This is a genomic window from Halosolutus gelatinilyticus, from assembly GCF_023028105.1.
GTDB classification, from domain to species: Archaea; Halobacteriota; Halobacteria; order Halobacteriales; family Natrialbaceae; genus Halosolutus; species Halosolutus gelatinilyticus.
The window spans coordinates 2,796,872-2,823,074 of sequence record NZ_CP095491.1; the positions used below are offsets into that span (position 1 = coordinate 2,796,872).

Here is a 26,203-nt window from a genome sequence, read left to right on the forward strand (position 1 = left end):
TCGATTCCGGTTCCGATCACAGGTCCCTCCGATCCACGCCCGCTCGCGCGATCGTCGGTCACGGGTCGCGGTCCTGCGTCGCCGATCGCCGGTGTCGCTATTCGGCGCTACTCGGGCGCGAGCAACGCCGCCTCCGGTGGCTCGCCGCGTTCGAGTCTGGATCGGTTCGACGTCGCGTCCTTCTCGACCCGGACGATCGAATCGGCCGCGCCGACGAGTTCCTCGTCGTGGCTGACGACGACGATCTGTTCGACGCCGAGGCCGCGCATCGACTCCACCAGCGAGACGAGCCGCGTGACGTGGCCCGAATCGAGGAAGACCGTCGGCTCGTCGAGGATCAGCGGCGGCATCGGCGCCGTTCCCTCGACGCCCTCGGCGAGCAGCCGGTAGATCGCACACCGCAGGCTCAGGTTGAACAGGGCCCGCTCGCCGCCGGAAAGCTGTTCGGGATCGAGCGGCTCGCCGTCCTTCTGGTAGACCGTCAGCCGGTAGTCGCCGTCCAGATCGATCCCCGCGTACGAGTCGTTCTGGTAGACGAGATCGAACGTCTCGTTCAGGAGCCGTTCGAGTGTCTCGACGTTGCGCTGGCGGAGTTCCGCCCGCAGGTCGCCGTAGGTCGCCTGGAGCGTTTCTGCCTCCTCGTACAGCGATTCGAGCTTTTCACACCGCCGCTCAGCCGCCTCGAGGCGATCGCGGAGCCGTTCGAGGTCTTCGAGCTTCTCCTCGACGCGGCCGATCCGTCCCTGGACCTCGTCGCGGCGTTCCTCCAACGCCGAGAGCTTCTCATCGACCTTCTCGATGTAGCTCTCGGCGTTTTGCTTGTCGTCGCGCGCCGCTTCGACCCGATCCTCGTCGAACTCGGATTCGAGTTCGCGCTTGCGATCGCGCTTCGCCGAGAGCTGCTCCCGGCGCTCGTCGTTCATCGTCTCCCAGTCCGCGCGCCGTTCGCGCAGGGTCTCCGCCTCCCCGGCGAGATCCGCCCGCTCGTCGGCGATCTCGGCCAGGCGTTCCAGCGTCTCCAGATCCCCTCTGATCTCGCCGCGCTCGGTGTTGATCTCGCCGAGCCCGGTCCGCGTCTCCGCGACCGATTCCTCCAGCGCGTCCGCCTCGTTGCGCTTCGCCTCGGCGTCCCGTTCGTCCTCCGCGGCCGATTCGCGCAACCGCTCGCACTGCTCGCGGCGCTCCGCGACCGTCTCGCGTTTTTCCGCGAGCAACTGTTCGAGGTTATCGCGGTTGTCCGCGAGCCGATCGATCCGGCGCTCGGCCTCGCGAAGCGCTTCGGCCCGCTCGATTCGCTCGTCGAGCTCCTCGCGCTCGCGCTGGAGTTCGTCCCGGCGGTCCTCGAGTTCGGCCAGCTGCTCGCGCTTCTCGTCCAGCACGTCGACGTGGGGCGAGTCCTCGACCGGCTGCCCGCACTCCGGACACTTGCCCTCCTCGAGCAGCGTCTCCCCGTCCTCGATCGCGTTCTCGGCGGTCCTGATGTCGGCCGTAACGTCGCCGATCTCGTCGGTGAGTGCCTCGCGTTCGGCTTCGAGGTCGGCGAGGTGATCCGCCGCGTCACCGACCTCGACTGACGCGTCGTCGAACGACGCCCGCGCGGTTTCGATCTCCGACTCGAGGTCGTCCAGTTTCGTCTCGCGCTCGTCGATCGCTTCCTCGTCGGCGGAGAGCTGGCTCTCGAGGTCGGCGGCCTCCGTCCGCGCCTCCGCCGCGTCGGACTCGAGGTCGGCGGCCTCCTCGCGAAGGCGGTCGATCTCGCCGTTTTTTTCCGTGATCGCGACGCGGACGTCCTCGAGGTCGTCGCGGAGCTCCTCGTCCCGCGCTTCGAGCGTTTCGATCCGGTCGTCGATCGCGTCCCGGTCGGGATCGACCAGATCGAGGTCGGCTCCCTCGAGCAACTCGTCGCGTTCGGCCGCGAGTTTCGTCCGCCGTTCCTCGAGGCTGCGGATCTCGTCTTTCGTGTCCTCGCGCTCGCGCTCCGTCTCGGCGATCTTCTCCCGGAGCTCCTCGATCTCCGACTCCAACGTCTCGATCTCGGTTCGCGTCTCTTCGTGTCGATCGAGGACGTCTTCGGCGGCCTCCAGCGTCTCGCGGGCCTGCTCGCGCTGGTCCTCGAAGCGATCGATCTCCGCCGAAAGCTCCCGGCGTCGGGACTCGAGGTCGTTCAGTTGCTCGTGGAGATCCTGCGATTCCTTGTTCTCGACCTGGGTCCTGAGGTTCTCGAGGACCTCCCGTCTGCCGTCGAGCACCGACTTCACGCCGAGGCGGGCGTCGCTGGCCCGCTCGCGGTAGTCCTCGAGCGCCCCGAGCTGGAGGAGGTCGTCGATCATGTCCTGGCGATCGCTCGGCGAGGCGTGGATGAGCTTGTTCACCTCGCCCTGGCGGACGTAGGCGCAGTTGACGAACGCGTCGGCGTCCATTCGCAGAAGCGTCCGCACTTCGCGGCGGACGTCGCGTGCGCCCTCGATCGTCTCGTCGGGCGTCTCGAGGACGCACTTCGTCGTCACCGCCCGATCGCCGCGCAGTTTGAGCTCGCGTTCAACGCGGTACGATCGGCCGTCGTGGGCGAACCAAAGTTCGATCTCGGCGTCCTCCTCGCCGGTCGTGATCACGTCGTCGAGCGTGCGATCGTCGAGAGCCTTCGAGCCGTAGAGCGCGAAGAAGACGGCCTCGAGAAGCGTCGACTTCCCGCTACCGTTGACGCCGTGAACGACGGTGACGCCGCGATCGAGCGAGAGGTCGGCGTCCCCGTAGCACTTGAAATTCCGGAGTCGGACGCGATCGACCCTCACGCGAAATCACCCAGCGAGGCGTCGGCTTCTCCCGTTTCGTCGCTACCGCCCGATTCGTCCGTCTCGGCTGCGTCGGCGGCCGTCGTCGAACCAGTGGTCGCCCCGTCTTCGGACGTCTCGGCCGTATCGTCGAACGTCATCTCGTCCGCGCCGTCGAGCGTCGCTTCGGCGGAAGACGACCCGTCTTCGGCCGACTCGGCGTCGATCGCCTCCGCGTCGACCGCCGGCTCGCCCTCGACCGACCCGAGTTCGTCTGCGACCGTGGTCACGTCTCCGTCCGAGGGCTCCCGTTCGGGCGCCGGCTCGAACGCTCCCTGATCGTCCTCGAGCAGGTCTCGAACGCGGCGTTCGACGGTGTCGCGGACGTTCGAGTCCGGCAGCTCGTCGTTCCGAACGGTTTTGTCGATGCTTCGGGCGGCGTCGCTGAGACCCAGTTCGCGGATCCGTTCCCGGACCGCTTCGTCCGGATCGGCGAAGCTCACCCGCACCTCCTCGTCTTCGTCGGGGAGGTCCCGACGATCGTTGACGCGGGCGATCAGCGCCCCGCGATCGAGGGCCAACTCCTCGATCGCGGCCGGAGTGATCGGCCGGCCCTCGCCCTCGATCGTCACGACGACGACCGCGTCTTCGAGGTCGTGTTCCCGGACGCGCTCCTGGACGCGATCGACCCCTTCGTCGGCTTCGAGTTCGAGGTCGACGAAGACGAACTCGCGGGTGGTGTCGAGGCCGCGCCGTCGAATCGCGACCTCCTCCTCGAACGTGACGAGGTTGTAGCCACGGGGTTCGCGCTCGCTCGCGCTCGCGCGCTCCGTCGAACCGCAGTAGGTGACCCAGGTATCGCTCACCTCGGCGGTGCCCGGATCGTGGTTGTCGCCGACCAGGACGGCGTCGAACTCGACCGAGGATTCTGCGAGGAGCCGTTCTGTGTCCCAGTCCGCGTGCGCGAACGGTTCGAAGAGGCCGTGGCTCACGAGGACGGCGTGGTCGGCCTCGTCGGGAACGGGGGCGAACGCGTACTCGAGGTCGTCCCGGCGGGAGCGAGGTACGAAGTCGAGGCCGTAGAAGGCCGCGTCGCCGATCACGTGCGGCGTCGCGTCGAGGCGCGTTGCGAGGCCGAGGTCGGCGAAGAGGTCGAGCCACTGGGCGTCCCGCTTGCCCTCGTGGTTGCCGACGACGGCGAGAAACGGCACGTCTGCGTCGTTGAGGCGTCGGAGGATCTCGACGGTGCCCTGCAGATCGACCAGGCCGGGTCGGCGATCGTGAAAGAGGTCGCCGGCGTGGATCACCGCGTCGACGCCGTCGTCGATCGCGTCGGCGGCGACCTGCCGGAAGGCGTCGAGAAAGTCCCGTCGTCGCTCGGGCGCGTTGTACTGCTGGTACCCGATGTGGGTGTCGCCCGTGTGTATCACCCGCGTCATTGCTCACTCGTTCGAGTGCCCGCCCTAAAGGGGTTCCGCGACCGGAGTGAAAATAACGCGAGCCGATCGGTTCCAAGCGGCGACACGTCGCCGCCGCTCGACGGCCCGACCGTGGCGATCGGCGGCGAGAAACGGCGGGGATGGCGATCGATTACGCGTCGATATCGAGGCTGTAGAGTCGCTTGCGGGCGTCCGAAAACGAGAAGCGGGAGTCGATGACGTTCTCCTCGTCGAGGCGGTTCAGTGCGTATCGGACCGTTCGCGCCGGGAGCAGCGTCTCGTCGGCGATCTGTTGCTGGGTCATCGTGTCGTTGTACTCGAGTACCTTCGCGACGAGTTTGGCGCTCGGAGGGAGATCGCGCACGTCGTCCCACGTGCCCCGCTTGGTCTCTTGCTGTACGGATGCGCTCATCGTACTCACCCATTCTAAATACGAGGTGATAATATTTTCTGTTTCATTTTATTCTTCACAGTTATCGGGCCGCCGAAGTGCATCTACCCGAAGCCTCTTATGAACCAACACCCAAAGCATGGGTGATGAGTGACACTGTGGACGACGTCGACCTCCCGTACGACGAGGACGAGGCGTCCCAACAGGAGAAAATCCAGGCGCTCGAGGAACGGCTGGAGATCCTCGAGTCGCAAAACGAGGAGATGCGCGACAAACTCCTCGATGCGAACGCCGAGAACAACAAGTACCAGCAGAAGCTCGAGCGGTTGACCCACGAGAACAAGAAGCTCAAACAGTCCCCGCTGTTCGTCGCCACGGTTCAGGAGATCACGGACGAAGGCGTCATCATCAAACAGCACGGGAACAACCAGGAGGCGCTGACGGAGGTCACCGAGGAGATGCGCGAGGACCTCGAACCCGACGCTCGCGTGGCCGTCAACAACTCCCTCTCTATCGTTAAGACTCTCTCGAACGAAACCGACGTGCGCGCTCGGGTTATGGAAGTCACCGAGAGCCCCGACGTGAGCTACGAGGACATCGGCGGCCTCGAAGAGCAGTTACAGGAGGTTCGCGAAACCGTCGAGATGCCCCTGGAGAAGCCCGACATGTTCGATGACGTCGGCATCGACCCGCCGAGCGGCGTCCTGCTGTACGGCCCGCCGGGGACGGGCAAGACGATGCTCGCGAAGGCCGTCGCCAACCAGACCGACGCCACCTTCATCAAGATGGCCGGCTCCGAACTGGTCCACAAGTTCATCGGCGAGGGCGCCAAGCTCGTCCGGGATCTGTTCGACGTCGCCCGCGACCACGAACCCGCGGTCATCTTCATCGACGAGATCGACGCGATCGCCGCCAAGCGAACGGAGTCGAAAACGTCGGGCGACGCAGAGGTTCAACGGACGATGATGCAACTGCTCTCCGAGATGGACGGCTTCGAGGAGCGCGGCGAGATCCGCATCATCGCCGCGACCAACCGCTTCGACATGCTCGATCGCGCCATCCTCCGACCGGGCCGCTTCGATCGCCTCATCGAGGTGCCAAAGCCGAACGAGGAAGGCCGAGAGATCATCTTCCAGATCCACACGCGCGACATGAACGTCGACGACGACGTCGACTTCGCGGCGCTGGCCGCCGAGGCCGAAGACGCCTCCGGTGCGGACGTCAAAGCGATCTGCACCGAAGCCGGCATGTTCGCGATCCGCGACGATCGCACCGAGATCCGGATGGAGGACTTCCACAACGCCTGGGAGAAGGTCCAGCAGGAGTCCGATGCCGCCGAAGACGTCTCGAAGACGTTCGCGTAAACTCGGGCGGCAGGTTTCGACTCGGTTCTCGATCGCAGGCGTTTCTACTATACCCACCTCCTCCTGTCACGGACCGATTGCACACCCTCGTTGCGAACTGACCGTCGCCTCCGTGTCTGCTACTACCGAAATAATCAAACTCCTCTCGTCGAAGATGGTTCTAACCGATTTCACAGCGTAACTGGTGGGTCAAGACCGGGATCGATATCGATGATGGCTGAAAGCTGGGGCTCCAGCTGTTCGAACTGCGGTGTTGGTTCCACCAGTTGACGCTCTCGATCGTATTCGACGATCGAGAGGTCTTCCAACTTCGGGATGTGGGTATGGAGTAGCGAGATCTGAATGTCCGATATCTCTTCTCCGGAAAGCTCCGTTATGGCCGTATGATGATTCTGATCGACGATAATCTGCTTGAGATCGTTCATCGTTAGCGATCGGTTCTCGTGGGCGAGAGCTGCGAGGATGATGCGACGGTGCTGATCTTGACACAGTTCAAGAACTGCGTCGAACTCGGTAGAAGACCCAACCATTACCCCTACATAAACGACTTGCGCGGTTCAGGGTGGCTTTTGCATTTCCAACACTCTTTTAAGTGTCTTCTCGGGCTGAACTCCGTACGCCGGACAGCGTCGATCCAAGGACGTGCTGGATTCCACGCCGGAGTCGAGACGCAACGGCCTGGTGTGAGATTCCAAGTTCGTCTCCGAGTTCTTCCATCGTCACGTCGCGGGGAGAGTTGAAGTACCCGCGATCGTAGGCGAGTACCAGCGCCTCTTCTTGGGTATCGGTCAGTGCGCCCTCGGTATCCGACTCGATCGGCGTGAGTGCGTGAAGCTTCGTCAGCGTGATCGGGATGTCTAACTCTCGGCAGCGTTGCTGAAAGGTTGTGATGTCGTACTGGTCGTCCCCGCGAATGCTGAACGTCCACTGCTGGGCCGTTCCCACTGCCTCGATGAGTGGAATTTCCGTTTCTGTCAAGACGCTCAGGACGCCGTTGTACTCCATCGCCCACTCGACGCGCAACAGATATTGATCCTCGACTGAATCGATAAGTTGGATAGCATCCACGCCCGGATGGTCGGAAAATTCACTCTCGATATCGTCAACGACCGTTCCTCGAACCCAGAAGTAGGGAACGATCGACTCTCGTCCCGGAATAATCCGTTCCAGTTCGACCGTTATCCTCGGTAGCTGTGTGAACACGCTTCCCAAGGGGAACTGATCGGACGGAATCGTAAACGTCGCTTCGGTAGCCATCGTCCGGACAGTCGGACTCTGATCGTAAATGCCTACCACACGGACCATAGAGATCTGGCAAGCACTGAACCGCCCACGAAACTATCGTGTCGAAATGCAGTTTTTCGCCGCCCCGTAACGGACGCGGAATCACCGTAATTCTACCTGTTTGTATGCTGCTCGTCGATCTGTGGGCGCTGTATCTCGTCGACAGACGGTCGAGAGCGGTAGAAGAGAATGCAAGTCGGTCCTGATCGCGCAGTGCCGAACGCGATCGGCGCTCACCTACAGCGTCGCGAAGACGAGCCACGGGACGATGAACAGGGCGATCGTGAGAAGCGCGAGGATCAGCAGATATCCCGCACCCGTCCCCGCAGCGGTGATCCACGCCGGATGCTCGAATTCGCTGAGATCGACTGCCATATCCTACCAGTCCGGCGAATAAACTATAAACGTGTCGGTGACAGGAACCCGCTCGATTCTGATCGCGAGCTCGATCGGCGGCCGCGGATCTCCGATCGGTTCGGGCCACCGGCGACGACTCGATCGCCGACATCGATCGCCACGCCGCGAACTCGATCGACAGTCGGACGAAACCGGTCGACGGGAATCGGGGCAGTGTCTGCGATCGAACCGCGGTTTCGGACGGTTTTTACCGGGCCGCTCTCTACCCTCCTGCAATGACCAAGATCGTCGTGGTCGACAACCACGGACAGTTCACCCACCTCGAACGCCGGGCGCTTCGCGATCTCGGCGTCGACACGGAGTTGATCGACAACGAGACGCCCCCCGAAGAAGCCGACGCTGACGGCGTCGTGCTTTCGGGCGGCCCGGACATGGACCGCATCGGCCGATCGGCCGACTACCTCGACGCGGACGTCCCGGTGCTCGGGATCTGCCTGGGGATGCAGTTGATCGCAGCGGAACTCGGCGGCCGCGTCGGTGGCGGCGAGTACGGCGGCTACGCCGACGTGAACGTCGAGATCGTCGACGGCGGCGATCCTCTGACCGGAACGTTGCACCCCGAGACCCGCGTCTGGGCCAGCCACGCCGACGAGGTGAAGGAACTCCCCGAGGGCTTCGACCTGACCGCCCGAAGCGACGTCTGCGACGTCGAGGCGATGAGCGACACCGATCGCGACCTCTACGGGGTCCAGTGGCACCCGGAGGTCGCCCACACCGAGGAGGGCGAGGAAATCTTCGAGAACTTCGTCGAGATCTGCCGGCAGTAACTCCTGCCGACGGTTTTCTGGCCCACACTCGACCGGCCTCTCCGTAATTACGTCGGTTACGCTCGATTCGTTCGGACCGAACACCCCTGCAAGTCGACCGCACTCTCTCGCGGCGATCGCTCTCGACTCGGTTGTGCGATGCCGATTACACCGGTGTTACGTGGTTGCACTATTGTCGCCAAACGGATATATGGGTTAGAAAGCGAATCAGGTAACGTGATGCAATCAGTGTCAATCGACGCGCCGCGCGCGACCGTATCGAGTTCGAACCGCCCCGTCGAGACGGAGGGGAACTGAGATGGTCGAGCGCGTTCTCGTCACCGGAGCGACCGGAAATCAGGGCGGTGCGGTCGTCGACCACCTCTTGGCGTCGGATGCCGACTTCGACGTCTACGGCCTCACGCGGGACGCCTCCGGCGAGACGGCGCAGGAACTCGCCGGTCGGGGCGTGACGATGGTCGAGGGCGACCTGAACGACGCGGACTCTCTGGCGCCCCGGGTCGCCGAGGTGGACGCCGTCTTCGCGGTCACCAACTTCTGGACCGAGGGCTACGACCAGCAGGTCCAACAGGGCGAAAACATCGCCGAGGTCGCCGCCGCCGAGGGCGTCGACCAGTTCGTCCTCAGCGGCGTCGGCAGCCACTGGGAGGACACCGGCGTCCCGCACTTCGATTCCGCGTGGGATATCGAGCAGCACGCTCGGGACCTCGACCTTCCCCTGACCGTGCTCGGCCCGGTGTTCTTCTTCCAGAACTTCGAAGCGTTCGCCGAGGACGTCGTCGAAGACGGGACGCTCGCCCTGCCGCTCGAGGAGGGCGTCCCCCTGCAGATGGTCGACACCGACGACGTCGGCCGCGCCGCCGCCGTCGCGTTCGAGAACCCCGACGAATTCGTCGGCGATCGCATCGAACTCGCGGGCGACGAGAAGACTCTCGCCGAGGCAGCCGACGTCCTCTCCGAGGTCACCGGTCGGGACGTCGAGCCCGTTCACGTCCCGATCGAGGACGCCTACGACGCCTTCGGCGAGGAGTTCACCGTCATGTGCGAGTGGTTCAACGAGGTCGGCTACGGCGCGGATATCGACGCGCTCGAGGACCGCTTCGGCTTCGAGTTCGTCGACCTCGAAACCTATCTCCGCGAGAGCGGCTGGGAGGACAAGGAGGGGATGGCGTCGGTTCCGGGCTGGGTCAAGGCGATGCAGTGATCGGACCGGAGTAGCGTCCGCTCGCTTCGACTTCTACGCCGCCCGGGTAATCCGGGCCGCGTCCGCCCGCAACCGATCGATCGTCGGCGGCGATCCGCGGCAGACGATCGTCACGGCGTCGCCGTCGTACTCGACCTCCTCGACGGCCGTCCGATCGTACGCCCGCGAGACGAGCGACATCGCGTCGTCACAGTTCGGCATTCGGAGCGTCGCGCGCTCGGTCGGCAGTCGGCGCCGGATCGCCGATCGAAGCCGATCGAGGTTCGTTCCGTCGAGGATGCTCACCGGAACCGGATCCGCCGCCGACGCGGGCACGCGGTCCGACGCGAGTTCGCGACGGCGGACTCGCTCGTCCGCCGAGAGTCGATCGACCTTGTTCAGCGCCGGAACGATCCTCTCGCCGTCGACACCCTGTACGTCGAGCACCTCGAGTGCGACTTCGAGTCGATCGCGAACCCCTTCCCGAGGGCCGCTCGCGTCGGCGACGAGGACGACGACGTCAGCTGCGGCCGCCTCGGAGAGCGTCGAAGTGAACGACTCGACGAGATCGTGGGGCAGGTCGTCGACGAATCCAACGGTGTCGGTCGCGAGCATCGGTCGGCCGTCGATCGTTGCCCGCCGAGTCGTCGTCTCGAGCGTCTCGAAGAGTCGATCGGCGACGGCAGCGGTCGCGTTCTTGTTCGAGGCCTCGTCGGCCGAGCGTCCGTCAGCCCCCTCTCCGTCGGGGTGTGCGTCCTCGATCGACAGGTCGTCGGCGAGCCGGTGCAAAAGTGTCGACTTCCCGGCGTTCGTGTAGCCCGTGATGGTGACGAGGTCGAATCCCTCCTCGCGGCGGCGTTTTCGGAACTGCTCGGCGGGATCCGGGAGTTCCTCGAGTTTTCCTTCTAGTCGATCGATTCGATCGCGAACGTCGTAAACGGGGGATCCCTTCTCGGTCTCCTCGTTGAGCAGCCCCTCGTCCGCCGACTCAATCACTCGCGGCAGGTCGTAGCGAAGGCGCGCCAGTTCGACCTGGTGTTGCGCCCGTCGCGTTCCCGCCTGCGTCTCGAAGATTTCGAGGACGAGCCGATAGCGATCGATCACCACCGTCCCGTCCGGCATCGTCGATTCGATCGCGCGGTGCTGGCTCGGCGTGAGTTCGCCGTCGACGACGAGGCGCCGGGCGTCGGTCGCGATCACGGTTTCGGCCAGGTCGTCGAGCTTTCCTCGGCCGAAGTACGTTCCGGCGTCTTCGGGTCCGACTTGCGTTCGTTCGGCGACGACCTCGTCGCCGAGCGCGCGGACCAGCGCTCGAATCTCGTCGGTCGCGACGGGGGCGGTCGTCGATCGGTTCGCGATGACTGTGCGTCTGCTTTCGTTTCGTGCTCGTGCCATTTCGCTGTGGATCGTAGTGTCGTCATGGTAGTGTGAGTCGATACGGCGGCCCCCGCTTCGGCGTCTCGCGGAGCGGGGGCTCTGGAATCGAACGCGGACCGGGCTAGGCCGTCAGCTGCTACCGCGGAATCACGTCGACCGTCGTCGACGAGACGGCCGGAACGACCCCGGTTCAGCGAAAGGAAGAGGTCTCCATCGTGCTCGGACCGAACGTCACTGCGCTGGCACAAAATCGTTTCGGGTACCTCCCGCGGCGGATCGAGTACCGGGAGGGGACGTGGGCCGTCGGAATCGAATCCCGAACGATGCCTCTGGCGGTGTGGCTTCCGGAGAAGAACGGTTCGGCTCCCTACTCGCCGAAGAGGTCGTCGACGGCCTCCCGCGCGGCGAGAGCCGCGTCGTCGGCGACCCGATCGGGATCGACGTCGTCGTCGGGGGCGTTGAGGTAGACGTCGACCTCGAGGACGCCGTCCTCGAAGGTCACGGTGACGTCGACGTCACGCACTGCCGATTGCTTGTACCGGGAGAAGATGAGCCCCTCCGCGGCGTCGGCCGCCGTCCGGACGACCTCCTCGTCGGTCGGTTCGTCCGCGCTCATCTACGCGCCGCCGGCGCCGGGGCCGCCGGGGCCGGCCGGGCCGCCGCCCATCGCACCGCCGCCGAGCAGTTCTTCGAGGTCCTCCTGAAGGTTCTCGAACTGCTGCTGGATACGGTCTTCCTGCTTCTCCAGGGTCTCGAGGCGGATCTCGAGCGTATCGACCTTGTCCTCGAGGTCTTCCTGGGCCTCGTCGTAGTTCGTTTCGACGAGGAGTTCGCCGACGTTCCGGTACATCATCGTCTCCTCATCGATATTCTCGAGTTCGTCGAGGGCGCTCTTGGACTCGTTCAGCCGCGACTCGGCCTCCTGCTTTTGCACGGCGACTTCCTGGGCGGTTTCCTGGAGTCCCTGCAGCTCTTCGATTTTCTCCTGTGCTTCAGGCGGCAGATTGCCTTGCATGTTTCGTCCGTCGCCCTCCGGACTGATAAAGCCAAGCTTTGCCGATCGTCGTCGCCGACGCCGAGTATTCGGCCTGTCGGTCCGGTTTACGGGCTATTCGGAAGGTGCGTACGACGACGGTCGCCGACCGGCGGCTAGGTCGGCCGATCGCCGTCGGGTACGATCGCCGATCCGACGTCCGCGGTGCGCTCCGCGACGTCGATCAGCGAAAACCAGGTGTTCAGCGCCGCTCGGAGGGCGACGACGTCGGCGGCGACGATCTCAACCCGGACCAGCGTCTCGTCGCGGTCGATCGTCGTTCGCGACCGGTCGTCGTCGATCTCGCCGACTTCGCGGGCGACGCTCTCGGCCACGGTCCGTGCGCGAGACGCGGTCTCGTACTCGAGCTCGAGGGTTGCGTCGTGAGAAGCCACCGGCTTACTGGACGTCGACTTCCTTGACGTCGCGGCTGCGTTCTTTCAGGAGCACGCGGTGGCCGCAGTAGGGACAGCGGACCCCGCCGTACTCGTCGAGCTGGACGTCGCGTTTACAGCGAGAACATTTGTAGCTCATACTGGAGTGGTGTGCGAGCGCGGATTATTCGTCGTCGGCCAGTGCGGCGCGAATCGAGCGGCGGACGGTCCGGCCGGCGGGCGTCTGCGGGCGGTAGGCGCCGCCGGTGAAGACGTCGCCGGTCTCCTCGTTCTTCCAGATGCCAGTTCCGACGCGCGTAACGTCGTCGCCGTCGACCTGCGCGTGTTTCATCTCGTCTTCGATCTCGCTGACGCGACGTCGCGCAACGCGGCCGTACCGGGCGCCAAAGCGGCCCGCGCTGCCGACGGTTCCTTTATCGGCCATAGTACTGCTCACTATCGTCACCGGCTTCTTAAACCTGTTGAGTCACGGCTATAGTGGGCGACCGTCACCCGTTCGCGGCGAGTGCAAGGGGAACGTCCACGGCGACAGCCGTGAGACGTTACGACGATTCCTCGGCGGATCGCTCGGCGACCGGCCCGACGAGCAACTCCCCGATGACCAGCGCGAGCGCGGCGAGGTACCCCACCATCGCCAGCGGGGCGGCGAGCAGTCCTGTTCCGACTCCCGTCAGTGCGATCACCAATCGGAGCGCGAGTCCGCTCACCGCGAGCAGCGGAATCGCAGCCAGGACGACGTCCGGTCGCTCGATCATAGCTAATTATATCTAATTACAGTGAGCCGGATAAGGGGTGGACAACCAGCAGAGAGTGTCACTTCCATCGGCTCGTGACCATCTCTCACCGGTTCTGGTCGCCGCCGGCCAACGCGCCGCGATCGCGGGCACGAACTGTCGAAGCGGCGCAGTCGGGATCCGAATCTACCGGAATTCCGCCGATTCGAGCGCCTCGTTCAAATCCTCGCGGATCCGCTCGCCCATCTCCCGATCGCGGGCGGTCGTCACCACGCGGTTCTCCTGGACGCTCGAACCGTCGCGAAGGAGCATTCGAACGTTGCCGCCGTCGTCGGCGCGGGTCACCTTCGCCCGCAGCCCGGATTGGGACCCCTTCCCGCCGGCGTCGATCGGCCCCGGGATCACCTTCTTGACGTGCGGGTGACCGGCGACGGTCTGGATCGCCCGCATCCCGGTTCGGCCGCCGATGAGCGTCGTGTGGCTGCCGCCGATCTTCTCGGCGGGTGGCGTCTCGACGACGTCCAGGGCTCGACTGCCGCGCCGCTCGAGCACCGACTGGACCGGGTCCTCGCCGTCGACGCGGTAGAAGGGATAGTGAATGTCGTCCCGGACGGCCCGGATCACCGATCGGGTCCCGGCGGCGTACACCTCCGCGGGTCGCTTGCGCCGGATCTCGTCGCCGATCAGCCCCGCGAAGTTGCGGAGTTCGACGACCTCGTTCTCGCCGTCGTCCTCCGGCGTCGTCGTGATCGTTGTCTCGCCAAGGACGTCGTCCGTCGCGTTCTCGGTGTGATCGGGGTCCGTGTCGCCACCGGCCAGCATCGTCAGCGTCGCTCGATCACGCGACGCGTCGAGGACCACCGCCTCGGTGTTCGCCTCCCGGCAGATCAGACAGAAGTCGCCGGGTTTCTCGAGCGGCGAGGCGCAGTGGCGACACTCCATATCGCGTGTGTTCGTCCGCGGCGATAAAACGAGCGTGTTTTCGACCGGGTCGATTTCACCGTCCGTCTCGCCGCGGTCGGGAGCGATCGGTCGACAAACGTCGGTCACCCCGCGGATTCCGTCGCGTCGGCGAGTTTCGCTCCGCAGGCCCGACAGTATCGAGCGTCGTCTCCGACGACGGCATCACACTCGGGACAGACGTCGGTGTCGACCACCGGTTCCGCCTCGACGTCCCTCCCGCAGGAGGGGCAGTACGCGACGTCCTCGGAAACCGTCGCGCCGCAGTTCGGGCAGTCGAGCTGCCGCTCCCAGAGCACCCGACGCCGCGAGTTGGCGGCGTAGTTGTACGCGCCCCAGAGGACGTTTCCAAGCCCCATGGTCCACCAGATCGTCAGCATCGCCACGACGATGTGGGAGGCGACCGACCCGAACTCGCGATCGACCATCACGACCCGATCGGGCGCTTCGTCTTCGATCGCCCAGCCCTGTGCTACGAGGGTGTCGATCTCTCGTTGCAGGCGATTGCTTCGCATGGCTCCACTTAGGACGGGCGTTGGCAAAACCTTCCTACCGGCCGCGCGTGACTGTCGGTTCGCCTAACCCGTCGGGCGACGCCCCGCAGCGCACGAACTGCCGGCAGTCCGTCTCCCGGCCCGCGCTCACCGTTCGCTCGGCACGTCGCACCAGGATACGCGAGGCTATCTCCTTCCGGTGCGAGAGTGAGGTATGAACGGATTCGTGTGGACGTTCACGACGGTCGCGGCGGTCGCGCAGGTCGACGGAATCAACGTCGACGTCGGCACACCCGTCGGTCTCGTCGGCGGTGCGATCGGGGCGTTCCTGACGACGCTGGTGATCGGCGCGATCCTGATCGCGATCGCACCGGACTACACGGACCGGATGACGGATGTCGTGCTCGACGATCCGATCGGGTCGTTCATCTACGGACTCCTCGCCCTCCTGGCCGTCATCATCCTGACGGTCCTGTTCGCGATCACGATCATTGGGATCTTCGTCGCCATTCCGCTCGCGATCGCCGCTTACCTCGTGTGGGCGATCGGGTCGGTGTTCGCCTACCTCGCGATCGGCGAGCGACTGGTCGGCCGCGGGGACGGCTGGCTGAAACCCCTGCTGGTCGGCGCGGGGATCAACGGCCTGCTCACGCTGACCGGGATCGGCGGCCTCATCGCGTTCGCGATCGGTGCCACCGGCTTCGGGACGGTGCTGCGGACGTACTTCGAGTAACGGCGAGTCCACCTAGGGCCGCCCGGATGATCGCGGTTTCACCCGAGGTCGATCGGATCGACCTTCAGGTACTCCCGAAGGACGACCGTCGCGTAGGATCCCTTGGGCAGCGAAAACGAGAGCGCGAGCGGATCCGACTCGACCTCGACCCGCGTCTGGACGAGGATCGCCCGTCGCGTTCCGGTCGAGTGGAACTCGCCGGGCAGGTCGAAATCGGCGGGTTCGAGATCGAGGTCGTCGAGGACGGTCCGCTCGATCTCGCCCTGCTCACCGTCTGCGAGCTCCGTCTCGGTGCCGACCAGCGGCGCGGTCACGAACGCCCGGCCCCGCTCGCAGTGGCGCGTCACCGAGTTCACCCGCCGATCGTCGACCCGCTGCAGCCGGTCCGTATCGGGCAGCACGAGTCCCTCGGGAGCGTCCGAGTCCGCAAAGCAAACCACGTCACCGGCGACGGGTCGATCGAACGGCAACCCGCGTTCGAGCCGCTCGCTCAGCATCCGGTTGAACGCGTACGACTGGGCGGCGTGGACGAACAGTCGCTGGAGGTTCGAGGGCAATCGTTCGAGGGCCGCCCGGAACGTTTCGGGACCCGGCTCGCCGTCCGCCTCGGCCAGTTCGTGCAGCATCGATCGTTCGTATCGCAGCCTGTTCGGGAAGCGATCGAGGGCCGCTTGCCAGTTTCGCGTCTCCTGTACGAAGGATCGGGCCTCCTGCGTCGACGCCGGTTCCGCGTCGGTCGGGTTTCCGAGGTAGGCCATCACCGCCCCGTCCCAGTCGCCGCGGACGATCGCGAGGCCGACCTCGTGGGTGATCGGCCGTCGGCTGCCGAACCGCTGCTGGCCGAAGAAGTTGGGAACGCCGATCGGGGTGGCGTTCGGATCCGCCTCGGTTCCGGAACCGCGTCTCCGCTGCGGCTCCAGGCCGCCGAACTCGCACAACTCGTCCGTAATCGACTCCGCGTTCTCGGACCGCTCGGGATCGGTGACGACGAGTTCGAAGGCGTTGCCCGCGAGGTCGCCGAACTCGATCGATCGGCCCGCGCGGCCGAGCACCTCGATGTCGGCTCCGTCGACGTCGGGCAGGTCAGCGGGATCGGCGCCGTAGACCGAGAACAGCTGCGTCGTCACGGCGTACTTGTCCTTCGTGCCGGCCCAGTCGACCCGCTCGCGCGAGACGCCGATCGCGTCCGAGAGCCGGCTCGCGAAGTCGTTGGTGTCCCACCCGCGCAGCGTCGCGCGGAAGACGAGGTGCGGGTAGGCGTCGGTGTCCGCGTCCGCGGGCCGGGTTTCGAACCGTTCGAGTTCGCGCACCCGGAAGTGCTCGTCCGCCTCGCGCAGGCGACCGCCGATCCCGTCGGCGTCGCTGACGTAGTACTCCATACCGACGGTCCGCTCTGTGGGGTGGGCTGGGCGCATGCTCGTTGCGGGCGGCTTGGGGTGGCGCAGGTAAATCGGTTCGTTCTCGCGCTCGGGGTTTCACTTGCCGAGACTCCCTCTATGGGCCCGGCGGTGGTAGCGAGCAGTGATGGCTTCGACATCGGCCAAGGACGTCGATCCGACCGATACCGAGCACCGGGAGGTGGGCGCCGGACTGTTGGACGAGGAGATGGGACCGAGTTCGGCGATGGCCCACCTCTACCGCGGCGAGATCCACCGGATGAAGTACTGGCGCGAACGGCTCGATCGGACCTCGAACTGGGCGGTGATCGTCATGAGCGGGGTCCTCACGTGGGGCTTTTCCGGCGAGGATCGGCCCCACTACATTATTCTGCTCGGAATCGCGGCGCTGGGAGCCTTCCTATTCATGGAGGCACAGCGCTACCGGGCCTACGACCTCTGGCGCGGTCGCGTCCGAATCCTCCAGAAGAACGTCTTCGCGTACGGCCTCGATCCGTCCGCGGGACTCGCGGATCTCGAGTGGCGGAGGAAACTGAGCCAGGACTACCGCACGCCCGTCATCAAGATCACCACCGAAGAGGCGATCGCCCACCGACTTCGGCGGATCTATCTGCTGCTCTTTACCGTGATGCTCGGCGCGTGGTTCATCCACGTCACCGCGTTCTCGTCGACCCCGTGGCCCCAAAGCGCGGCGATCGGACCGCTCTCCGGTGTCGCGATGGCCGGTCTGCTCGGCGTGGTGTACATCGTCGCCGTCGTCATCGCCTTCCGGCCGCGGACGTGGCTGGCCGAAGACGAACTCCACGCGCGGGACGTCGGGAAGTTCCGGTAACCCGCCGGCCCACCTCACGGCGATCGAACCGTCAGAGCGGACCCGCCGTCCACCATCGATCGAGGCTCCGGATCGATCGTCTTATCAGCCTGCTTGACGATCCGATCGTATGGTCTCGTCCGACGATCGGAGCGCGATTACGGCGGTTGTCGGAACGGGCGCCGGGATCGTCGTCGCGTCGTTCGTCGCCGGCGACGGGCCCGGATTCGGCGTCTGGATCGGGATCGGCGCGGTCGCCGTGCTCCTGTGGGCGCTCGTCCGCGTCGATCGCCCTCTCTCGACGCGAACCGCGTTCGCCGCCGCGACCGCGCTGACGATCGTGCTCCTCGTCGCCGCGGGCTGGCTCGGCGGCTGACGAGGCGTTCCGTCCGCGTCTCAGCCGCCGAACCGTCGGTCCGCTCAGTCCGCGACGTCCGCGACGAGGCCCCTGACGTACTCTAGTTCGTCCTCGAGCACCGTGTGGCCGACGCCCTCGTAGATCCGCGTCTCCACGTCGGCGTCGAGGGCCTCGAACGCCCGCGCCGACTCCTCGACCCGATCGACCGGGATGTGCGGATCCCGATCGCCGCAGCCGATGAACACCGGCGTGCCGTCCATCGAGCCGTCGTACTCCCGTGGCGTGTCCTCGGGGCCGATCAGACCGCCGCTCAGGGCGACGACGCCACCGTACCGATCGGCGTTGCGGGCCGCGTACTCCGTGGCGAGGCAGCCGCCCTGCGAGAAGCCGAGCAGCACGATCCGATCGAGCGGGAGCCCGTCTCCGGCGTCGTCAAGATCGCCCGTCGTCACGGCCTCGACCGTTTCGCCGATGAACTCGAGCGCGGAGTCGAGGTGCGGCTGATTCGACTCGAGGTCCGCGAGAAACGAGTTCGGATACCAACTGCCGCGCCGGGCCTGCGGCGCGACGTACGCGACGTCGTCGCGGCCGATTTCGTTCGCCATGCCGAGCATCCCGCTGGCGCGTGCGCCGCGCCCGTGGACGAGGATCACCGCCGCCGAGGCGTCGGCGAGCGACGATCCCGCGCGTTCGATCGGCTGATCGCTGTGTGGACCGGTAACCATACCGGACGCAACGGCTCGCGACGGAAAAGAGGTTGGCGAGTCGGCGAACGGAGCCTAGAACAGCGAGAGATCGCCGGTCACCCGATCGACGCGGTCGTCCGCGGCCGGCCCGACGGCCAGCGCGGTGACGGTGCCGGGTTCGAGCTGGGTGTGGCCCGCGTCGCGGATGATCGCGTTCGGGATCCCCTCGCTATCTGCGATCGCCGAGAGCTCGTGCAGCTGGCGCTCGTTCTCGCCCTTGAGGACGACCTTCTTCTGGCCGCCCTGTTTCCACTGACGCTGCAACTGCGCGTCGGCCTTCTCGTAGGCCGACAGCGACGCGTGGGCGACCTGCGCGGCGAGTTTCCCCTGGCCCATGCCGATGTCGGTGCGAGCGACGATGGCCTGTTTCATGGCCGAACCGATGACAGGAGCGCCTTTAGCCCTGACTATCCGTCCCGTTCGGCGCCGTTCCGGTCAGCGAATGATCTCGCCGCCGAAACGAAGGGCCCGTTCCGTTCGTCTCGCCTCCGCGCCGGCCCCGACGAGCGTCGTTTCCGCGACCGGCTCCGAAAATCGATCGCGGTCCGGTTCGACGGGTTTGAGCATCGCCGAGAAGGTCGACCCTCGCCGGCTGCCCGCGGAGACGATCCCGCCGTACTTGCGCTCCTCGAAGGGAACTTCGTCCGGATCGGGGAACTGGTCGCGGAGTATCGCCGCCGCCTCACGGTGGAACGCCGCGGCCTGGCGCTGCGAGTACTGGCTCTCCGCGTAGTAGGTCTCGAGGTACTCCTCGGCCAGTTCCTCCGAGGAGTGTTCCGGGGATTCGTAGCGGACCGAGTCCGGGTCGGCGTACTCGCCGGCGAAGCGAACGTTCACCGTGAAGCTGTCCGGGTAGCGGAGGATCAGCGGCGAGAACACCATGTCGGTCACCGTGGCCTGCTGCTGGAGCCGCCAGAGCGCTTCGAGGTAGTACGCGGCGATCGCCCCGACCCTGTCGTCGCGCTCCCCGAGATGGTACGCGATCGCGGCCTCCCCGTAGTTGTCGCCCGCGACCCGTCGGAGCCGCCCTTCGAAGCTCTCGGCGATGCGGTCGACTTCCTCCTCGTAGGCGACGAGTAACGGGACGTCCGGATCGGCGAGCAGCTCCGCCTTCCGCTCCTGTGCGTCCGCGATCGTCATCATGTTCTCGTGAAAGAGCCGCTCCGCCTCCGCGTCGGGGAGCGGCGTTCTGACCGCTCGTTGATGCAAGACCCGCGTATCGCCGTTGAATCGGTCCTGCGTCCCACCCATGCGACCCCGTACGGAACGCGTCGTACAAATCGGTTCGGGCTGAAATCGGAACCCGCTCGGCAAATCCGGTTTCACTGACCCGTTCTGCCCGCAGCGGATCGGGTGATTTAGGGCCCCGTGGCTCGCTCTTACTCGATATGATCCTTTCGGACGCGGACATCCTCGACCGGCTCGAGGACGGCGACCTCGTCGTCGATCCCCTCGACGATCCCGAGCTCCAGATTCAGCCCGCGAGCGTCGATCTCCGACTGGGACGCGAGTTCCTCGAGTTCCAGCGGACGAACATCCCCTGCATCCACCCCGACTCCGAACGAGAAGTCGACGAGTACGTCAGCGAGACGGTCGTCGAGGACGAGGACGACTTCATCCTCCACCCCGGCGACTTCGTGCTCGGAACGACCTACGAGCGCGTCGAGATCCCGTCGGACCTGATCGCCCACGTCGAGGGCCGATCGTCGCTGGGCCGCCTCGCCGTCGTCGTCCACGCCACCGCGGGCCTGTGCGATCCCGGCTACCGCGGACAGATCACCCTCGAACTCTCGAACCTCGGCTCCGCGCCCGTCGCGCTCACGCCGGGGATGCGCATCTCCCAGCTGACCTTCACGGAGCTCAAAACGCCCGCCGAACGACCCTACGGCAGCGATCGCGGCTCGAAGTACCAGGACCAGACCGGCCCGCAGGCCTCGCGGATCCAAAGCGACGACGAGTTCGGCGGCGATCAGCTGGCGCGCGAGAACTGACCCGGACGCAACCGAGCGCTACGGGACGAGTTGCGGGTCGATCGCTCGGCTCGAATCGAGTCAGGGCTGTTCTTCGAGGTGCAGCGGCTCGCCCTGTTGCGATCCCCACGCGGCGGCGAGAAGTCCGACGACGGCGCCGGCGCCGAACGACGGCCGTCCCCCGAGCGAGACGACCTGCATCGCCAGGATGAAGCCGACGACGAAGCCGACGGTGAAGCCGGCGAACGCGCCGGTGAAGCGGCGCTGTCGCGGCGGGACGTCGCCCGTGAGCCCCGCGGTGACGGCCGCCGTCGCGACGGCCCCGGCGAGAGCGCCGATCGGGAGCCCGAGGAGCGGAGCGAATCCAACCCACTGTCCGGCGACTTGGGTGACGGTGATCGCGACGAGGAGAAACGTGGCGAACCCCGACGCGATCGCGAGTACGACGGATCTAGTTGCCATCGGTCGGGCGTACGTTTCGTCGGCGGACGTATAAACGTACAGAGCCCACCTCGTGCGGTCGGGCGTCGAGCGCCGCGACGGGAGCAGACACCTTTTTGTTCCGAGGAAAGAATCACCGCTCGTGAACGACGCCGTCCGCGCGCTCGCCGCCGTCTTGCTCCTGTGTTCGCTCCCGATCGCCGCGACGATCGGCGTCGGCGCGACGGCGTCGACCGGGAGCGATTCGGGAGCCGCGATCGCGACGGCGAACGCGACCGAACGGGACGGCGAGACGGTGCGTCACCGGCACCCGGACGAGTACGAGGGCGAAAGCGACGCCGACCAGCTCGAAGCTTGGCTCTCGAATCGGCTGCTCGAACGGCTCCGGAACAGCACGCGAGCCCTCAACGAGGGCGAGTACGAGCTGGCCCGCGAGTACCTCGGCGAGGAGTACCGGGAGCGGTACGAGCAGTACGTCGAGGTCGCCGGGGAATCGGACGACGGCAGCCGAGGCGACGGGGACGCTGCGGTGTTCGACGAGACGGCCAGCGAACAGGCGCGGTTGGTCGATCTCGTCGAAACCTACAACGAAACGACCGCCGAGTACGAACGCGCACGGGAGGCGGGCGAGGAGGACCGCGCTCGCGACCTCGCCCGCGAACTCGAGGCGCTCGCGGCGGAGATCGAGGCGACCGGCGGAACCGTCGTGACGAACTACGAGATCATCGCCGCGAAGTCCGGAGCGAACTCCTCGGAGGCGGGGACGAACGCCTCGGACTCCGCCGCCGCGGTCGAGGAGTCGGTGTCGAACGTCCGGCGACTGCAGGCGGTCGTTCGGACCGAACAGTTCGTCGAGACCGAGCTCGTTCTCGACGCCGAGGCGGAGACGGGATCGTTCAGCGATCCGATTCGGATTCGGGGGGAGCTCCAAACGGCGGACGACTCGATCGTCGCGAACGAGACGGTGCGCCTCGAGATCGACGGCCACCCGATCGACGTGCGGACGGACGCCGACGGCGCGCTCGACTTCGAGTACCGACCGACCACTCAGCGGCTCTCGGAGACGACCGTCACCGTCGAGTACGTTCCCGAGGCCCACTCGGCGTATCTCGGGAGCGAAACCGCCGTCAACGCCTCGATCGAGCAGGTCGAGCCGACGATCGCCGACCTCGAGACGACGGGCGCGATCGGGTACAACGAGTCGCTGTCCGTCGAGGGGACCCTCTCGGTCGACGGCGTTCCGGTCGACGACGTCCGACTCGAGGTCGCCGTCGGTGACGTCACGATCGGCACGGTCGCCGTCACCGACGGCGCGTTCGCCGATTCGATTCGGCTTCCGGCGGCGCTCCCCGCCGGCGATCGATCGCTGACCGTCGCGTTCCCCCACGACGACCGCGCGCTCGCGGCGACGAGTGCCGCGACATCGGTGTCCGTCGTCGAGACCGAGACCGACCTGCGCCTCGACGTCACCCCGATCGACGACGACGAGTTCAGGGTCGAGGGCCGACTCGCGACGATCGACGGTCAGGACGTCCCGAACCAGTCGATCGCGGTGGAGGTCGACGGCGCGCGAGCGGGCCCGGTCGCGACCGGGCCGAACGGCGAATTTTCGGAGCGAGTGACCGCGGCGGCGGCGATCGACGACGAGGCGACGGTCGTCGCCGTCTACGACGACCCGGAGACGAACCTCGCGGCGGCGGAGACGGAGGCGACGGTCCGACCGCCCGGAAGCGGCGGATCGCTTCTCGCGGGGGCGCTCTCTGCGGTGTCGCCGTCGACGCTTCTCGTCGGCGCGATCGGGCTGGCGGGCGTCGGAGCGGCGGTCTGGTGGCGCCACCGCGGGTCCCGGGGCGTGGGATCGACGCGCGCTCCGTCGGCCGAGGCGGGTGCCGGAACCGCGTCCGCGGCGTCCGCAGCCGAGTCGGGGACGCCGGAGACGGCGCTCGTCGATGCGCTGTTCGACCGGGCGCGCGAGCACCTTTCGGACGGGCGGCCGGAACGAGCGGTACGGACCTGCTACGCCGCCGTTCGGCAGGCTTGCGCGCCGGATTCGATCGGCACCGGAACGCTCACCCACTGGGAGTTCTACCGGCAGTTCGACCCGGCGGACGCCGACGTCGCTGCCGAACGGGGCGTCGACGACGCCGCGGCTACCGCGGTCGGCGATCGAGACGAGGACGTCGCCCGCGATCGCGATCGACTGCGCGCGATCACGGAGACTTACGAACGAGCGGTGTTCGCGCCCGAGTCGGTGTCCCGTCGGGAGGCGGCGCGGCTCCTCGACGTCGCTCGATCCCTCTGTGACGACGAGGCGGCGTCACCGCCGACCGAATCCGAGACGCCGATCGCGGACGATTGACCCCGGCTCCGGGTCGACGGTCGGGCGACCGGCGGTACCGAATTCGGCGGGCAGCCGATCGGCTCCGTTCTACGACTGGTCGATCGACCGACTTTTATCGTCCTCTCGCCGATGAAGGGGTGAATGGTCGATCGACGGACCCTCCGGTTGCTGCTGCCGCGACACGTGCGCGGCTTGCCGGCCGATCTCGCGGCGGCGCTCGCCGTGACGGCGCTGGTCAACGTCGCCGTCTTCGCGCCCGCGATTCGCGACTCCCCGCTTCGGGTCCCGCTCAGCCTCGCGTTCGCCCTGTTCGTCCCCGGTTACGTCTTCGTGGCGGCGCTCTTTCCCGAGACCGGAGCGCCGCCCGACGATCGCGCACCCGGAACCGAGGGAGACCCAGGGCGGTCGATCCCGGAGACCGCCGCGGGATTCGTTCCGGCATCCGATCGAACGGGGATCGACGGGATCGAACGCGTGGCCCTCGCGTTCGGCCTCAGTATCGCGATCACGCCGCTGATCGGCCTCGCGTTGAATTTCACTCCGTGGGGGATCCGGCTGTCCCCGATCATGGTCGCGATGACGGGGTTCACGCTCGCCGCGACGGCGATCGCCGCACACCGGCGCTGGCAGCTTCCGACCGAGGATCGGTTCGCCGTTCCCTATCGCAACTGGTATCGCGCGGGCCGCGCGGAACTGCTCGAACCCGACACGCGAACCGACGCCGTCCTGAACGTCCTGCTAGTCGCGTCGATCGTGTTGGCCGTCGCCGCCGTCGGGTTCGCGGTCGTCGCCCCGCCGCCGGGCGAGCAGTTCTCCGCCGTCTACGTCCTCACCGAGAACGACGAGGGCGACCTCGTCGCCGACGGCTACCCGACGGAGTTCGTCCGAGGCGAGAGCGCGGAGATCGTCGTCGGCGTCGACAATAACGAGCACGAGACGACCGACTACGCGATCGTCGTCCTCGAACAGCGAACCGAACAAGTGGAAAACGAGACGACCACGGCCGACGGTAACGTGACGACGGTCACCGAGACGGTCGTCACCGAGCAGCGCGAACTCGATCGTTTCGAGACCCGACTCGCGCACAACGAGTCCTGGCACCACCCGCACGAGATCGAGCCGACGATGACGGGCGAGAACGTCCGCATCGTCTGGCTGCTGTTCCCCGGCGGCGACGTCCCGGCGGACCCGTCGATAGACGATACGGAGTACCACGCCCACCTCTGGGTGACGGTCGAAGAGGCGGCTGCTGAAGCGGACGAGGGCGCCCATACCGACGCCTGACCGGAATCGGTGGCTCGATTCGATCGTGATCGTGTCGCATTCGACGCCTGCGGCGCTCGTGAGATCACCACGAAAGCCCCTGCCGTGCTCCGGGAAGATGGGGGACGCAAGCATGCGACTGGAAGGAGCGCGCAGCGAGCCCTTCGACCGGAGACCAACGGGAGAGCTTCGTTCTCCCGAGCATCGCGGAAGCAAGCTTCCGCTCAACGCCAGGGGCTTTCGTGGTGTTCTCAGCGCTTCGAATACGAAAATGGAGGCCCCGAAGTGCCGTTATCGATCGCGATCGACGGTTTCGCCGGGGAGGGTCGTCGCCCCGCCGGAGAGTTTCAGTCCCGGGGTCAGACTGGTGTTGATGCCCGTTTTGGCCTCGTCGCCGGCGACGACGCCGAACTTCCGACGGCCGGTCGAGACCCGCTCACCTTTCACCGTGAACCGAATGTCGGCGTCGTCGTGGCGCAGGTTCGCCACGTTGGTGCCGGCGCCGAAGTTGACGTCGCGGCCGAGCACGCTGTCGCCGACGTACGAGAGGTGGCTCACCGACGCGCCTGCCGAGAGAACGCTGTTTTTCACTTCGGCGGCGTGGCCGATCTTCGCGCCCTCGCCGACGAGCGTCGCGCCGCGGACGTACGCGTTGGGCCCGACGGTAGCCCCCGATCGGATCAGGGCTGGCCCCTCGATCACGACGCCGGGTTTGACGGTGGCGCCCGCCTCGACGACGACGTCGCCGTTCAGGTGGGCGTCCTCGCTCACGTCGCCGTCGATCCGTCGATCGAGGGCGCCGAGTTTCCACTCGTTCGCCTCGAGCAGTTCCCACGGTCGACCCACGTCGAGCCACCGGCGGAGCGTGACCGGGGTCACGTCGTGGTCGTCGATCACCCGCGCGACCACGTCCGTGATCTCGTACTCGCCCCGCTCGCTCGCGGGGACCTCGAGCCACGCCGCCGCTTCCTCGGGGAACGCGTAGGCGCCGGCGTTGGCGAGGTTCGTCGGCGGATCGTCCGGTTTCTCGACGATCCCGGTCACGGTCTCGCCCGCGGAATCGGCGCTCAACACGCCGTACTGACGCGGATCGTCGACTTCGATCGCACAGATTGCGGGACAGGACGCGAACAGCGCCGCGATCGCGTCCGGGTCGTACAGGTTGTCACCGTTGAGCACCGCGAACGGCCCGTCAATATGTTCGCTGGCCGCGTTGACGGCGTGGGCCGTCCCGAGTTGTTCCTCCTGGACGGCGTACGAAACCGGGACGCCGCGGTACTCTCCCCCGAAATAGTCGCGGACGGCTTCGGCTTCGTAGCCGACCACGAGCACGAGTTCCGTCGCGCCGGCGTCGACGGCTGCATCCACAGTGTGTGAGACGAGCGGTCGGTCGGCGACCGGAAGCATCGGTTTCGGAACCGATTCGGAAAGCGGTCGGATCCGGGTCCCCTCGCCGGCGGCGAGCACGATAGCGATCATCGATACGTCACGATACCGGGATTCGAGTTATAAGCGATTCGCTCGCGTACTCCGA

General features: G+C 66.4%; 30 protein-coding genes. 9 read left to right on the top strand and 21 right to left on the bottom strand.

Annotation, left to right across the window (positions count from 1 at the left end; genetic code table 11):
• Positions 1–107: 107 nt before the first annotated feature.
• The 3 genes from rad50 to MUH00_RS13805 form a co-directional block, all read right to left on the bottom strand.
• Positions 108–2,792 carry a DNA double-strand break repair ATPase Rad50 gene (rad50, locus tag MUH00_RS13795; protein WP_246999484.1) on the bottom strand — a complete coding sequence of 895 codons (2,685 nt, stop codon included), beginning with the start codon at positions 2,790–2,792 and terminating at the stop codon, positions 108–110.
• Complete coding sequence (mre11, locus tag MUH00_RS13800; protein ID WP_246999486.1) at positions 2,789–4,210, bottom strand: DNA double-strand break repair protein Mre11; 1,422 nt, start codon at positions 4,208–4,210, stop codon at positions 2,789–2,791. The genes rad50 and mre11 overlap by 4 nt, the downstream gene beginning before the upstream one ends.
• A gap of 151 nt (positions 4,211–4,361) precedes the next feature.
• A complete protein-coding gene (locus MUH00_RS13805; protein WP_246999488.1) occupies positions 4,362–4,622 on the bottom strand; it encodes a MarR family transcriptional regulator in 261 nt (86 codons plus the stop codon).
• A gap of 125 nt (positions 4,623–4,747) precedes the next feature.
• Here MUH00_RS13805 and pan1 point away from each other — a divergent pair, with 125 nt between their 5' ends.
• Positions 4,748–5,965: a proteasome-activating nucleotidase Pan1 gene (gene pan1, locus MUH00_RS13810; protein ID WP_246999490.1), complete on the top strand. Its 1,218-nt coding sequence runs from the start codon at positions 4,748–4,750 to the stop codon at positions 5,963–5,965.
• A gap of 170 nt (positions 5,966–6,135) precedes the next feature.
• On the opposite strand, the gene MUH00_RS13815 is transcribed toward pan1, so the two are convergent.
• From MUH00_RS13815 to MUH00_RS13825, 3 genes are all read right to left on the bottom strand, one after another.
• Complete coding sequence (locus MUH00_RS13815) at positions 6,136–6,495, bottom strand: DUF7344 domain-containing protein (RefSeq protein WP_246999491.1); 360 nt, start codon at positions 6,493–6,495, stop codon at positions 6,136–6,138.
• A gap of 58 nt (positions 6,496–6,553) precedes the next feature.
• The gene (locus tag MUH00_RS13820) at positions 6,554–7,222 is read right to left on the bottom strand and encodes a helix-turn-helix domain-containing protein (protein ID WP_246999492.1); all 669 of its coding nucleotides are present in this window, start codon (positions 7,220–7,222) and stop codon (positions 6,554–6,556) included.
• Positions 7,223–7,486: 264 nt separating this feature from the next.
• Positions 7,487–7,624: a hypothetical protein gene (locus MUH00_RS13825; protein WP_246999493.1), complete on the bottom strand. Its 138-nt coding sequence runs from the start codon at positions 7,622–7,624 to the stop codon at positions 7,487–7,489.
• 257 nt (positions 7,625–7,881) lie between these two features.
• Between MUH00_RS13825 and MUH00_RS13830 the strand changes: the two genes are divergently transcribed.
• Both MUH00_RS13830 and MUH00_RS13835 read left to right on the top strand, forming a co-directional pair.
• The gene (locus MUH00_RS13830) at positions 7,882–8,433 is read left to right on the top strand and encodes a GMP synthase subunit A (protein ID WP_246999494.1); all 552 of its coding nucleotides are present in this window, start codon (positions 7,882–7,884) and stop codon (positions 8,431–8,433) included.
• Positions 8,434–8,731: 298 nt separating this feature from the next.
• The gene (locus tag MUH00_RS13835; RefSeq protein ID WP_246999495.1) at positions 8,732–9,637 is read left to right on the top strand and encodes an NmrA/HSCARG family protein; all 906 of its coding nucleotides are present in this window, start codon (positions 8,732–8,734) and stop codon (positions 9,635–9,637) included.
• 33 nt (positions 9,638–9,670) lie between these two features.
• Here MUH00_RS13835 and hflX read toward each other — a convergent pair whose 3' ends face one another.
• From hflX to MUH00_RS13880, 9 genes are all read right to left on the bottom strand, one after another.
• Complete coding sequence (gene hflX / locus MUH00_RS13840; RefSeq protein ID WP_246999497.1) at positions 9,671–11,011, bottom strand: GTPase HflX; 1,341 nt, start codon at positions 11,009–11,011, stop codon at positions 9,671–9,673.
• Between the two features lie 349 nt (positions 11,012–11,360).
• Complete coding sequence (locus MUH00_RS13845) at positions 11,361–11,609, bottom strand: DUF3194 domain-containing protein (protein ID WP_246999500.1); 249 nt, start codon at positions 11,607–11,609, stop codon at positions 11,361–11,363.
• Positions 11,610–12,008: a prefoldin subunit beta gene (locus MUH00_RS13850; protein WP_246999502.1), complete on the bottom strand. Its 399-nt coding sequence runs from the start codon at positions 12,006–12,008 to the stop codon at positions 11,610–11,612. It lies immediately after the preceding gene.
• A gap of 134 nt (positions 12,009–12,142) precedes the next feature.
• On the bottom strand, positions 12,143–12,421 hold the full coding sequence (locus MUH00_RS13855; RefSeq protein ID WP_246999504.1) for a KEOPS complex subunit Pcc1: 279 nt from the start codon (positions 12,419–12,421) through the stop codon (positions 12,143–12,145).
• A 4-nt stretch (positions 12,422–12,425) separates the two neighbouring features.
• Positions 12,426–12,560: a DNA-directed RNA polymerase subunit P gene (locus MUH00_RS13860; RefSeq protein WP_006181151.1), complete on the bottom strand. Its 135-nt coding sequence runs from the start codon at positions 12,558–12,560 to the stop codon at positions 12,426–12,428.
• 24 nt (positions 12,561–12,584) lie between these two features.
• Entirely contained in the window at positions 12,585–12,845 is a 261-nt protein-coding gene (locus MUH00_RS13865; RefSeq protein ID WP_246999506.1) for an eL43 family ribosomal protein, read from the bottom strand.
• Positions 12,846–12,963: 118 nt separating this feature from the next.
• Complete coding sequence (locus MUH00_RS13870) at positions 12,964–13,176, bottom strand: hypothetical protein (protein WP_246999508.1); 213 nt, start codon at positions 13,174–13,176, stop codon at positions 12,964–12,966.
• 165 nt (positions 13,177–13,341) lie between these two features.
• On the bottom strand, positions 13,342–14,097 hold the full coding sequence (locus MUH00_RS13875; RefSeq protein ID WP_246999509.1) for a DUF2103 domain-containing protein: 756 nt from the start codon (positions 14,095–14,097) through the stop codon (positions 13,342–13,344).
• A gap of 104 nt (positions 14,098–14,201) precedes the next feature.
• Complete coding sequence (locus MUH00_RS13880) at positions 14,202–14,630, bottom strand: zinc ribbon domain-containing protein (RefSeq protein ID WP_246999511.1); 429 nt, start codon at positions 14,628–14,630, stop codon at positions 14,202–14,204.
• Positions 14,631–14,823: 193 nt separating this feature from the next.
• Here MUH00_RS13880 and MUH00_RS13885 point away from each other — a divergent pair, with 193 nt between their 5' ends.
• On the top strand, positions 14,824–15,342 hold the full coding sequence (locus MUH00_RS13885) for a DUF8173 domain-containing protein (protein ID WP_246999513.1): 519 nt from the start codon (positions 14,824–14,826) through the stop codon (positions 15,340–15,342).
• Positions 15,343–15,380: 38 nt separating this feature from the next.
• Here the strand turns inward: MUH00_RS13885 and truD are convergent, their stop codons facing one another.
• Complete coding sequence (gene truD, locus MUH00_RS13890) at positions 15,381–16,757, bottom strand: tRNA pseudouridine(13) synthase TruD (protein WP_246999515.1); 1,377 nt, start codon at positions 16,755–16,757, stop codon at positions 15,381–15,383.
• Between the two features lie 109 nt (positions 16,758–16,866).
• On the opposite strand from truD, the gene MUH00_RS13895 reads away from it, so the two are divergent.
• Positions 16,867–17,571: a DUF2270 domain-containing protein gene (locus MUH00_RS13895; RefSeq protein WP_246999517.1), complete on the top strand. Its 705-nt coding sequence runs from the start codon at positions 16,867–16,869 to the stop codon at positions 17,569–17,571.
• A gap of 109 nt (positions 17,572–17,680) precedes the next feature.
• Complete coding sequence (locus MUH00_RS13900) at positions 17,681–17,926, top strand: hypothetical protein (protein ID WP_246999518.1); 246 nt, start codon at positions 17,681–17,683, stop codon at positions 17,924–17,926.
• A gap of 44 nt (positions 17,927–17,970) precedes the next feature.
• Here the strand turns inward: MUH00_RS13900 and MUH00_RS13905 are convergent, their stop codons facing one another.
• From MUH00_RS13905 to MUH00_RS13915, 3 genes are all read right to left on the bottom strand, one after another.
• Positions 17,971–18,633 carry an alpha/beta hydrolase gene (locus MUH00_RS13905; protein ID WP_246999520.1) on the bottom strand — a complete coding sequence of 221 codons (663 nt, stop codon included), beginning with the start codon at positions 18,631–18,633 and terminating at the stop codon, positions 17,971–17,973.
• A gap of 54 nt (positions 18,634–18,687) precedes the next feature.
• Positions 18,688–19,026 carry a peptidyl-tRNA hydrolase Pth2 gene (gene pth2, locus MUH00_RS13910; protein WP_246999522.1) on the bottom strand — a complete coding sequence of 113 codons (339 nt, stop codon included), beginning with the start codon at positions 19,024–19,026 and terminating at the stop codon, positions 18,688–18,690.
• 63 nt (positions 19,027–19,089) lie between these two features.
• Positions 19,090–19,905: a hypothetical protein gene (locus tag MUH00_RS13915; RefSeq protein ID WP_246999524.1), complete on the bottom strand. Its 816-nt coding sequence runs from the start codon at positions 19,903–19,905 to the stop codon at positions 19,090–19,092.
• A gap of 137 nt (positions 19,906–20,042) precedes the next feature.
• Between MUH00_RS13915 and dcd the strand changes: the two genes are divergently transcribed.
• Complete coding sequence (gene dcd / locus MUH00_RS13920; RefSeq protein ID WP_246999526.1) at positions 20,043–20,645, top strand: dCTP deaminase; 603 nt, start codon at positions 20,043–20,045, stop codon at positions 20,643–20,645.
• A gap of 60 nt (positions 20,646–20,705) precedes the next feature.
• Here the strand turns inward: dcd and MUH00_RS13925 are convergent, their stop codons facing one another.
• On the bottom strand, positions 20,706–21,086 hold the full coding sequence (locus MUH00_RS13925) for a DUF8147 domain-containing protein (RefSeq protein WP_246999528.1): 381 nt from the start codon (positions 21,084–21,086) through the stop codon (positions 20,706–20,708).
• A 121-nt stretch (positions 21,087–21,207) separates the two neighbouring features.
• Between MUH00_RS13925 and MUH00_RS13930 the strand changes: the two genes are divergently transcribed.
• Both MUH00_RS13930 and MUH00_RS13935 read left to right on the top strand, forming a co-directional pair.
• Positions 21,208–23,424: a hypothetical protein gene (locus MUH00_RS13930; protein WP_246999530.1), complete on the top strand. Its 2,217-nt coding sequence runs from the start codon at positions 21,208–21,210 to the stop codon at positions 23,422–23,424.
• 123 nt (positions 23,425–23,547) lie between these two features.
• On the top strand, positions 23,548–24,690 hold the full coding sequence (locus tag MUH00_RS13935; RefSeq protein ID WP_246999532.1) for a DUF1616 domain-containing protein: 1,143 nt from the start codon (positions 23,548–23,550) through the stop codon (positions 24,688–24,690).
• A gap of 270 nt (positions 24,691–24,960) precedes the next feature.
• Here MUH00_RS13935 and glmU read toward each other — a convergent pair whose 3' ends face one another.
• Complete coding sequence (glmU, locus tag MUH00_RS13940) at positions 24,961–26,148, bottom strand: bifunctional sugar-1-phosphate nucleotidylyltransferase/acetyltransferase (protein WP_246999534.1); 1,188 nt, start codon at positions 26,146–26,148, stop codon at positions 24,961–24,963.
• Between the last annotated feature and the right edge of the window lie 55 nt (positions 26,149–26,203).

Bases quoted from the DNA above. Each gene is read 5' to 3' on its own strand.
- mre11 (WP_246999486.1), bottom strand. From the start codon at position 4,210: ATGACGCGGGTGATACACACGGGCGACACCCACATCGGGTACCAGCAG.
- MUH00_RS13805 (WP_246999488.1), bottom strand. From the start codon at position 4,622: ATGAGCGCATCCGTACAGCAAGAGACCAAGCGGGGCACGTGGGACGAC.
- pan1 (WP_246999490.1), top strand. From the start codon at position 4,748: ATGAGTGACACTGTGGACGACGTCGACCTCCCGTACGACGAGGACGAG.
- MUH00_RS13815 (WP_246999491.1), bottom strand. From the start codon at position 6,495: ATGGTTGGGTCTTCTACCGAGTTCGACGCAGTTCTTGAACTGTGTCAA.
- MUH00_RS13820 (WP_246999492.1), bottom strand. From the start codon at position 7,222: ATGGCTACCGAAGCGACGTTTACGATTCCGTCCGATCAGTTCCCCTTG.
- MUH00_RS13825 (WP_246999493.1), bottom strand. From the start codon at position 7,624: ATGGCAGTCGATCTCAGCGAATTCGAGCATCCGGCGTGGATCACCGCT.
- MUH00_RS13830 (WP_246999494.1), top strand. From the start codon at position 7,882: ATGACCAAGATCGTCGTGGTCGACAACCACGGACAGTTCACCCACCTC.
- MUH00_RS13835 (WP_246999495.1), top strand. From the start codon at position 8,732: ATGGTCGAGCGCGTTCTCGTCACCGGAGCGACCGGAAATCAGGGCGGT.
- hflX (WP_246999497.1), bottom strand. From the start codon at position 11,011: ATGGCACGAGCACGAAACGAAAGCAGACGCACAGTCATCGCGAACCGA.
- MUH00_RS13845 (WP_246999500.1), bottom strand. From the start codon at position 11,609: ATGAGCGCGGACGAACCGACCGACGAGGAGGTCGTCCGGACGGCGGCC.
- MUH00_RS13850 (WP_246999502.1), bottom strand. From the start codon at position 12,008: ATGCAAGGCAATCTGCCGCCTGAAGCACAGGAGAAAATCGAAGAGCTG.
- MUH00_RS13860 (WP_006181151.1), bottom strand. From the start codon at position 12,560: ATGAGCTACAAATGTTCTCGCTGTAAACGCGACGTCCAGCTCGACGAG.
- MUH00_RS13865 (WP_246999506.1), bottom strand. From the start codon at position 12,845: ATGGCCGATAAAGGAACCGTCGGCAGCGCGGGCCGCTTTGGCGCCCGG.
- MUH00_RS13870 (WP_246999508.1), bottom strand. From the start codon at position 13,176: ATGATCGAGCGACCGGACGTCGTCCTGGCTGCGATTCCGCTGCTCGCG.
- MUH00_RS13875 (WP_246999509.1), bottom strand. From the start codon at position 14,097: ATGGAGTGTCGCCACTGCGCCTCGCCGCTCGAGAAACCCGGCGACTTC.
- MUH00_RS13880 (WP_246999511.1), bottom strand. From the start codon at position 14,630: ATGCGAAGCAATCGCCTGCAACGAGAGATCGACACCCTCGTAGCACAG.
- MUH00_RS13885 (WP_246999513.1), top strand. From the start codon at position 14,824: ATGAACGGATTCGTGTGGACGTTCACGACGGTCGCGGCGGTCGCGCAG.
- truD (WP_246999515.1), bottom strand. From the start codon at position 16,757: ATGCGCCCAGCCCACCCCACAGAGCGGACCGTCGGTATGGAGTACTAC.
- MUH00_RS13895 (WP_246999517.1), top strand. From the start codon at position 16,867: ATGGCTTCGACATCGGCCAAGGACGTCGATCCGACCGATACCGAGCAC.
- MUH00_RS13900 (WP_246999518.1), top strand. From the start codon at position 17,681: ATGGTCTCGTCCGACGATCGGAGCGCGATTACGGCGGTTGTCGGAACG.
- MUH00_RS13905 (WP_246999520.1), bottom strand. From the start codon at position 18,633: ATGGTTACCGGTCCACACAGCGATCAGCCGATCGAACGCGCGGGATCG.
- pth2 (WP_246999522.1), bottom strand. From the start codon at position 19,026: ATGAAACAGGCCATCGTCGCTCGCACCGACATCGGCATGGGCCAGGGG.
- MUH00_RS13915 (WP_246999524.1), bottom strand. From the start codon at position 19,905: ATGGGTGGGACGCAGGACCGATTCAACGGCGATACGCGGGTCTTGCAT.
- dcd (WP_246999526.1), top strand. From the start codon at position 20,043: ATGATCCTTTCGGACGCGGACATCCTCGACCGGCTCGAGGACGGCGAC.
- MUH00_RS13925 (WP_246999528.1), bottom strand. From the start codon at position 21,086: ATGGCAACTAGATCCGTCGTACTCGCGATCGCGTCGGGGTTCGCCACG.
- MUH00_RS13935 (WP_246999532.1), top strand. From the start codon at position 23,548: ATGGTCGATCGACGGACCCTCCGGTTGCTGCTGCCGCGACACGTGCGC.
- glmU (WP_246999534.1), bottom strand. From the start codon at position 26,148: ATGATCGCTATCGTGCTCGCCGCCGGCGAGGGGACCCGGATCCGACCG.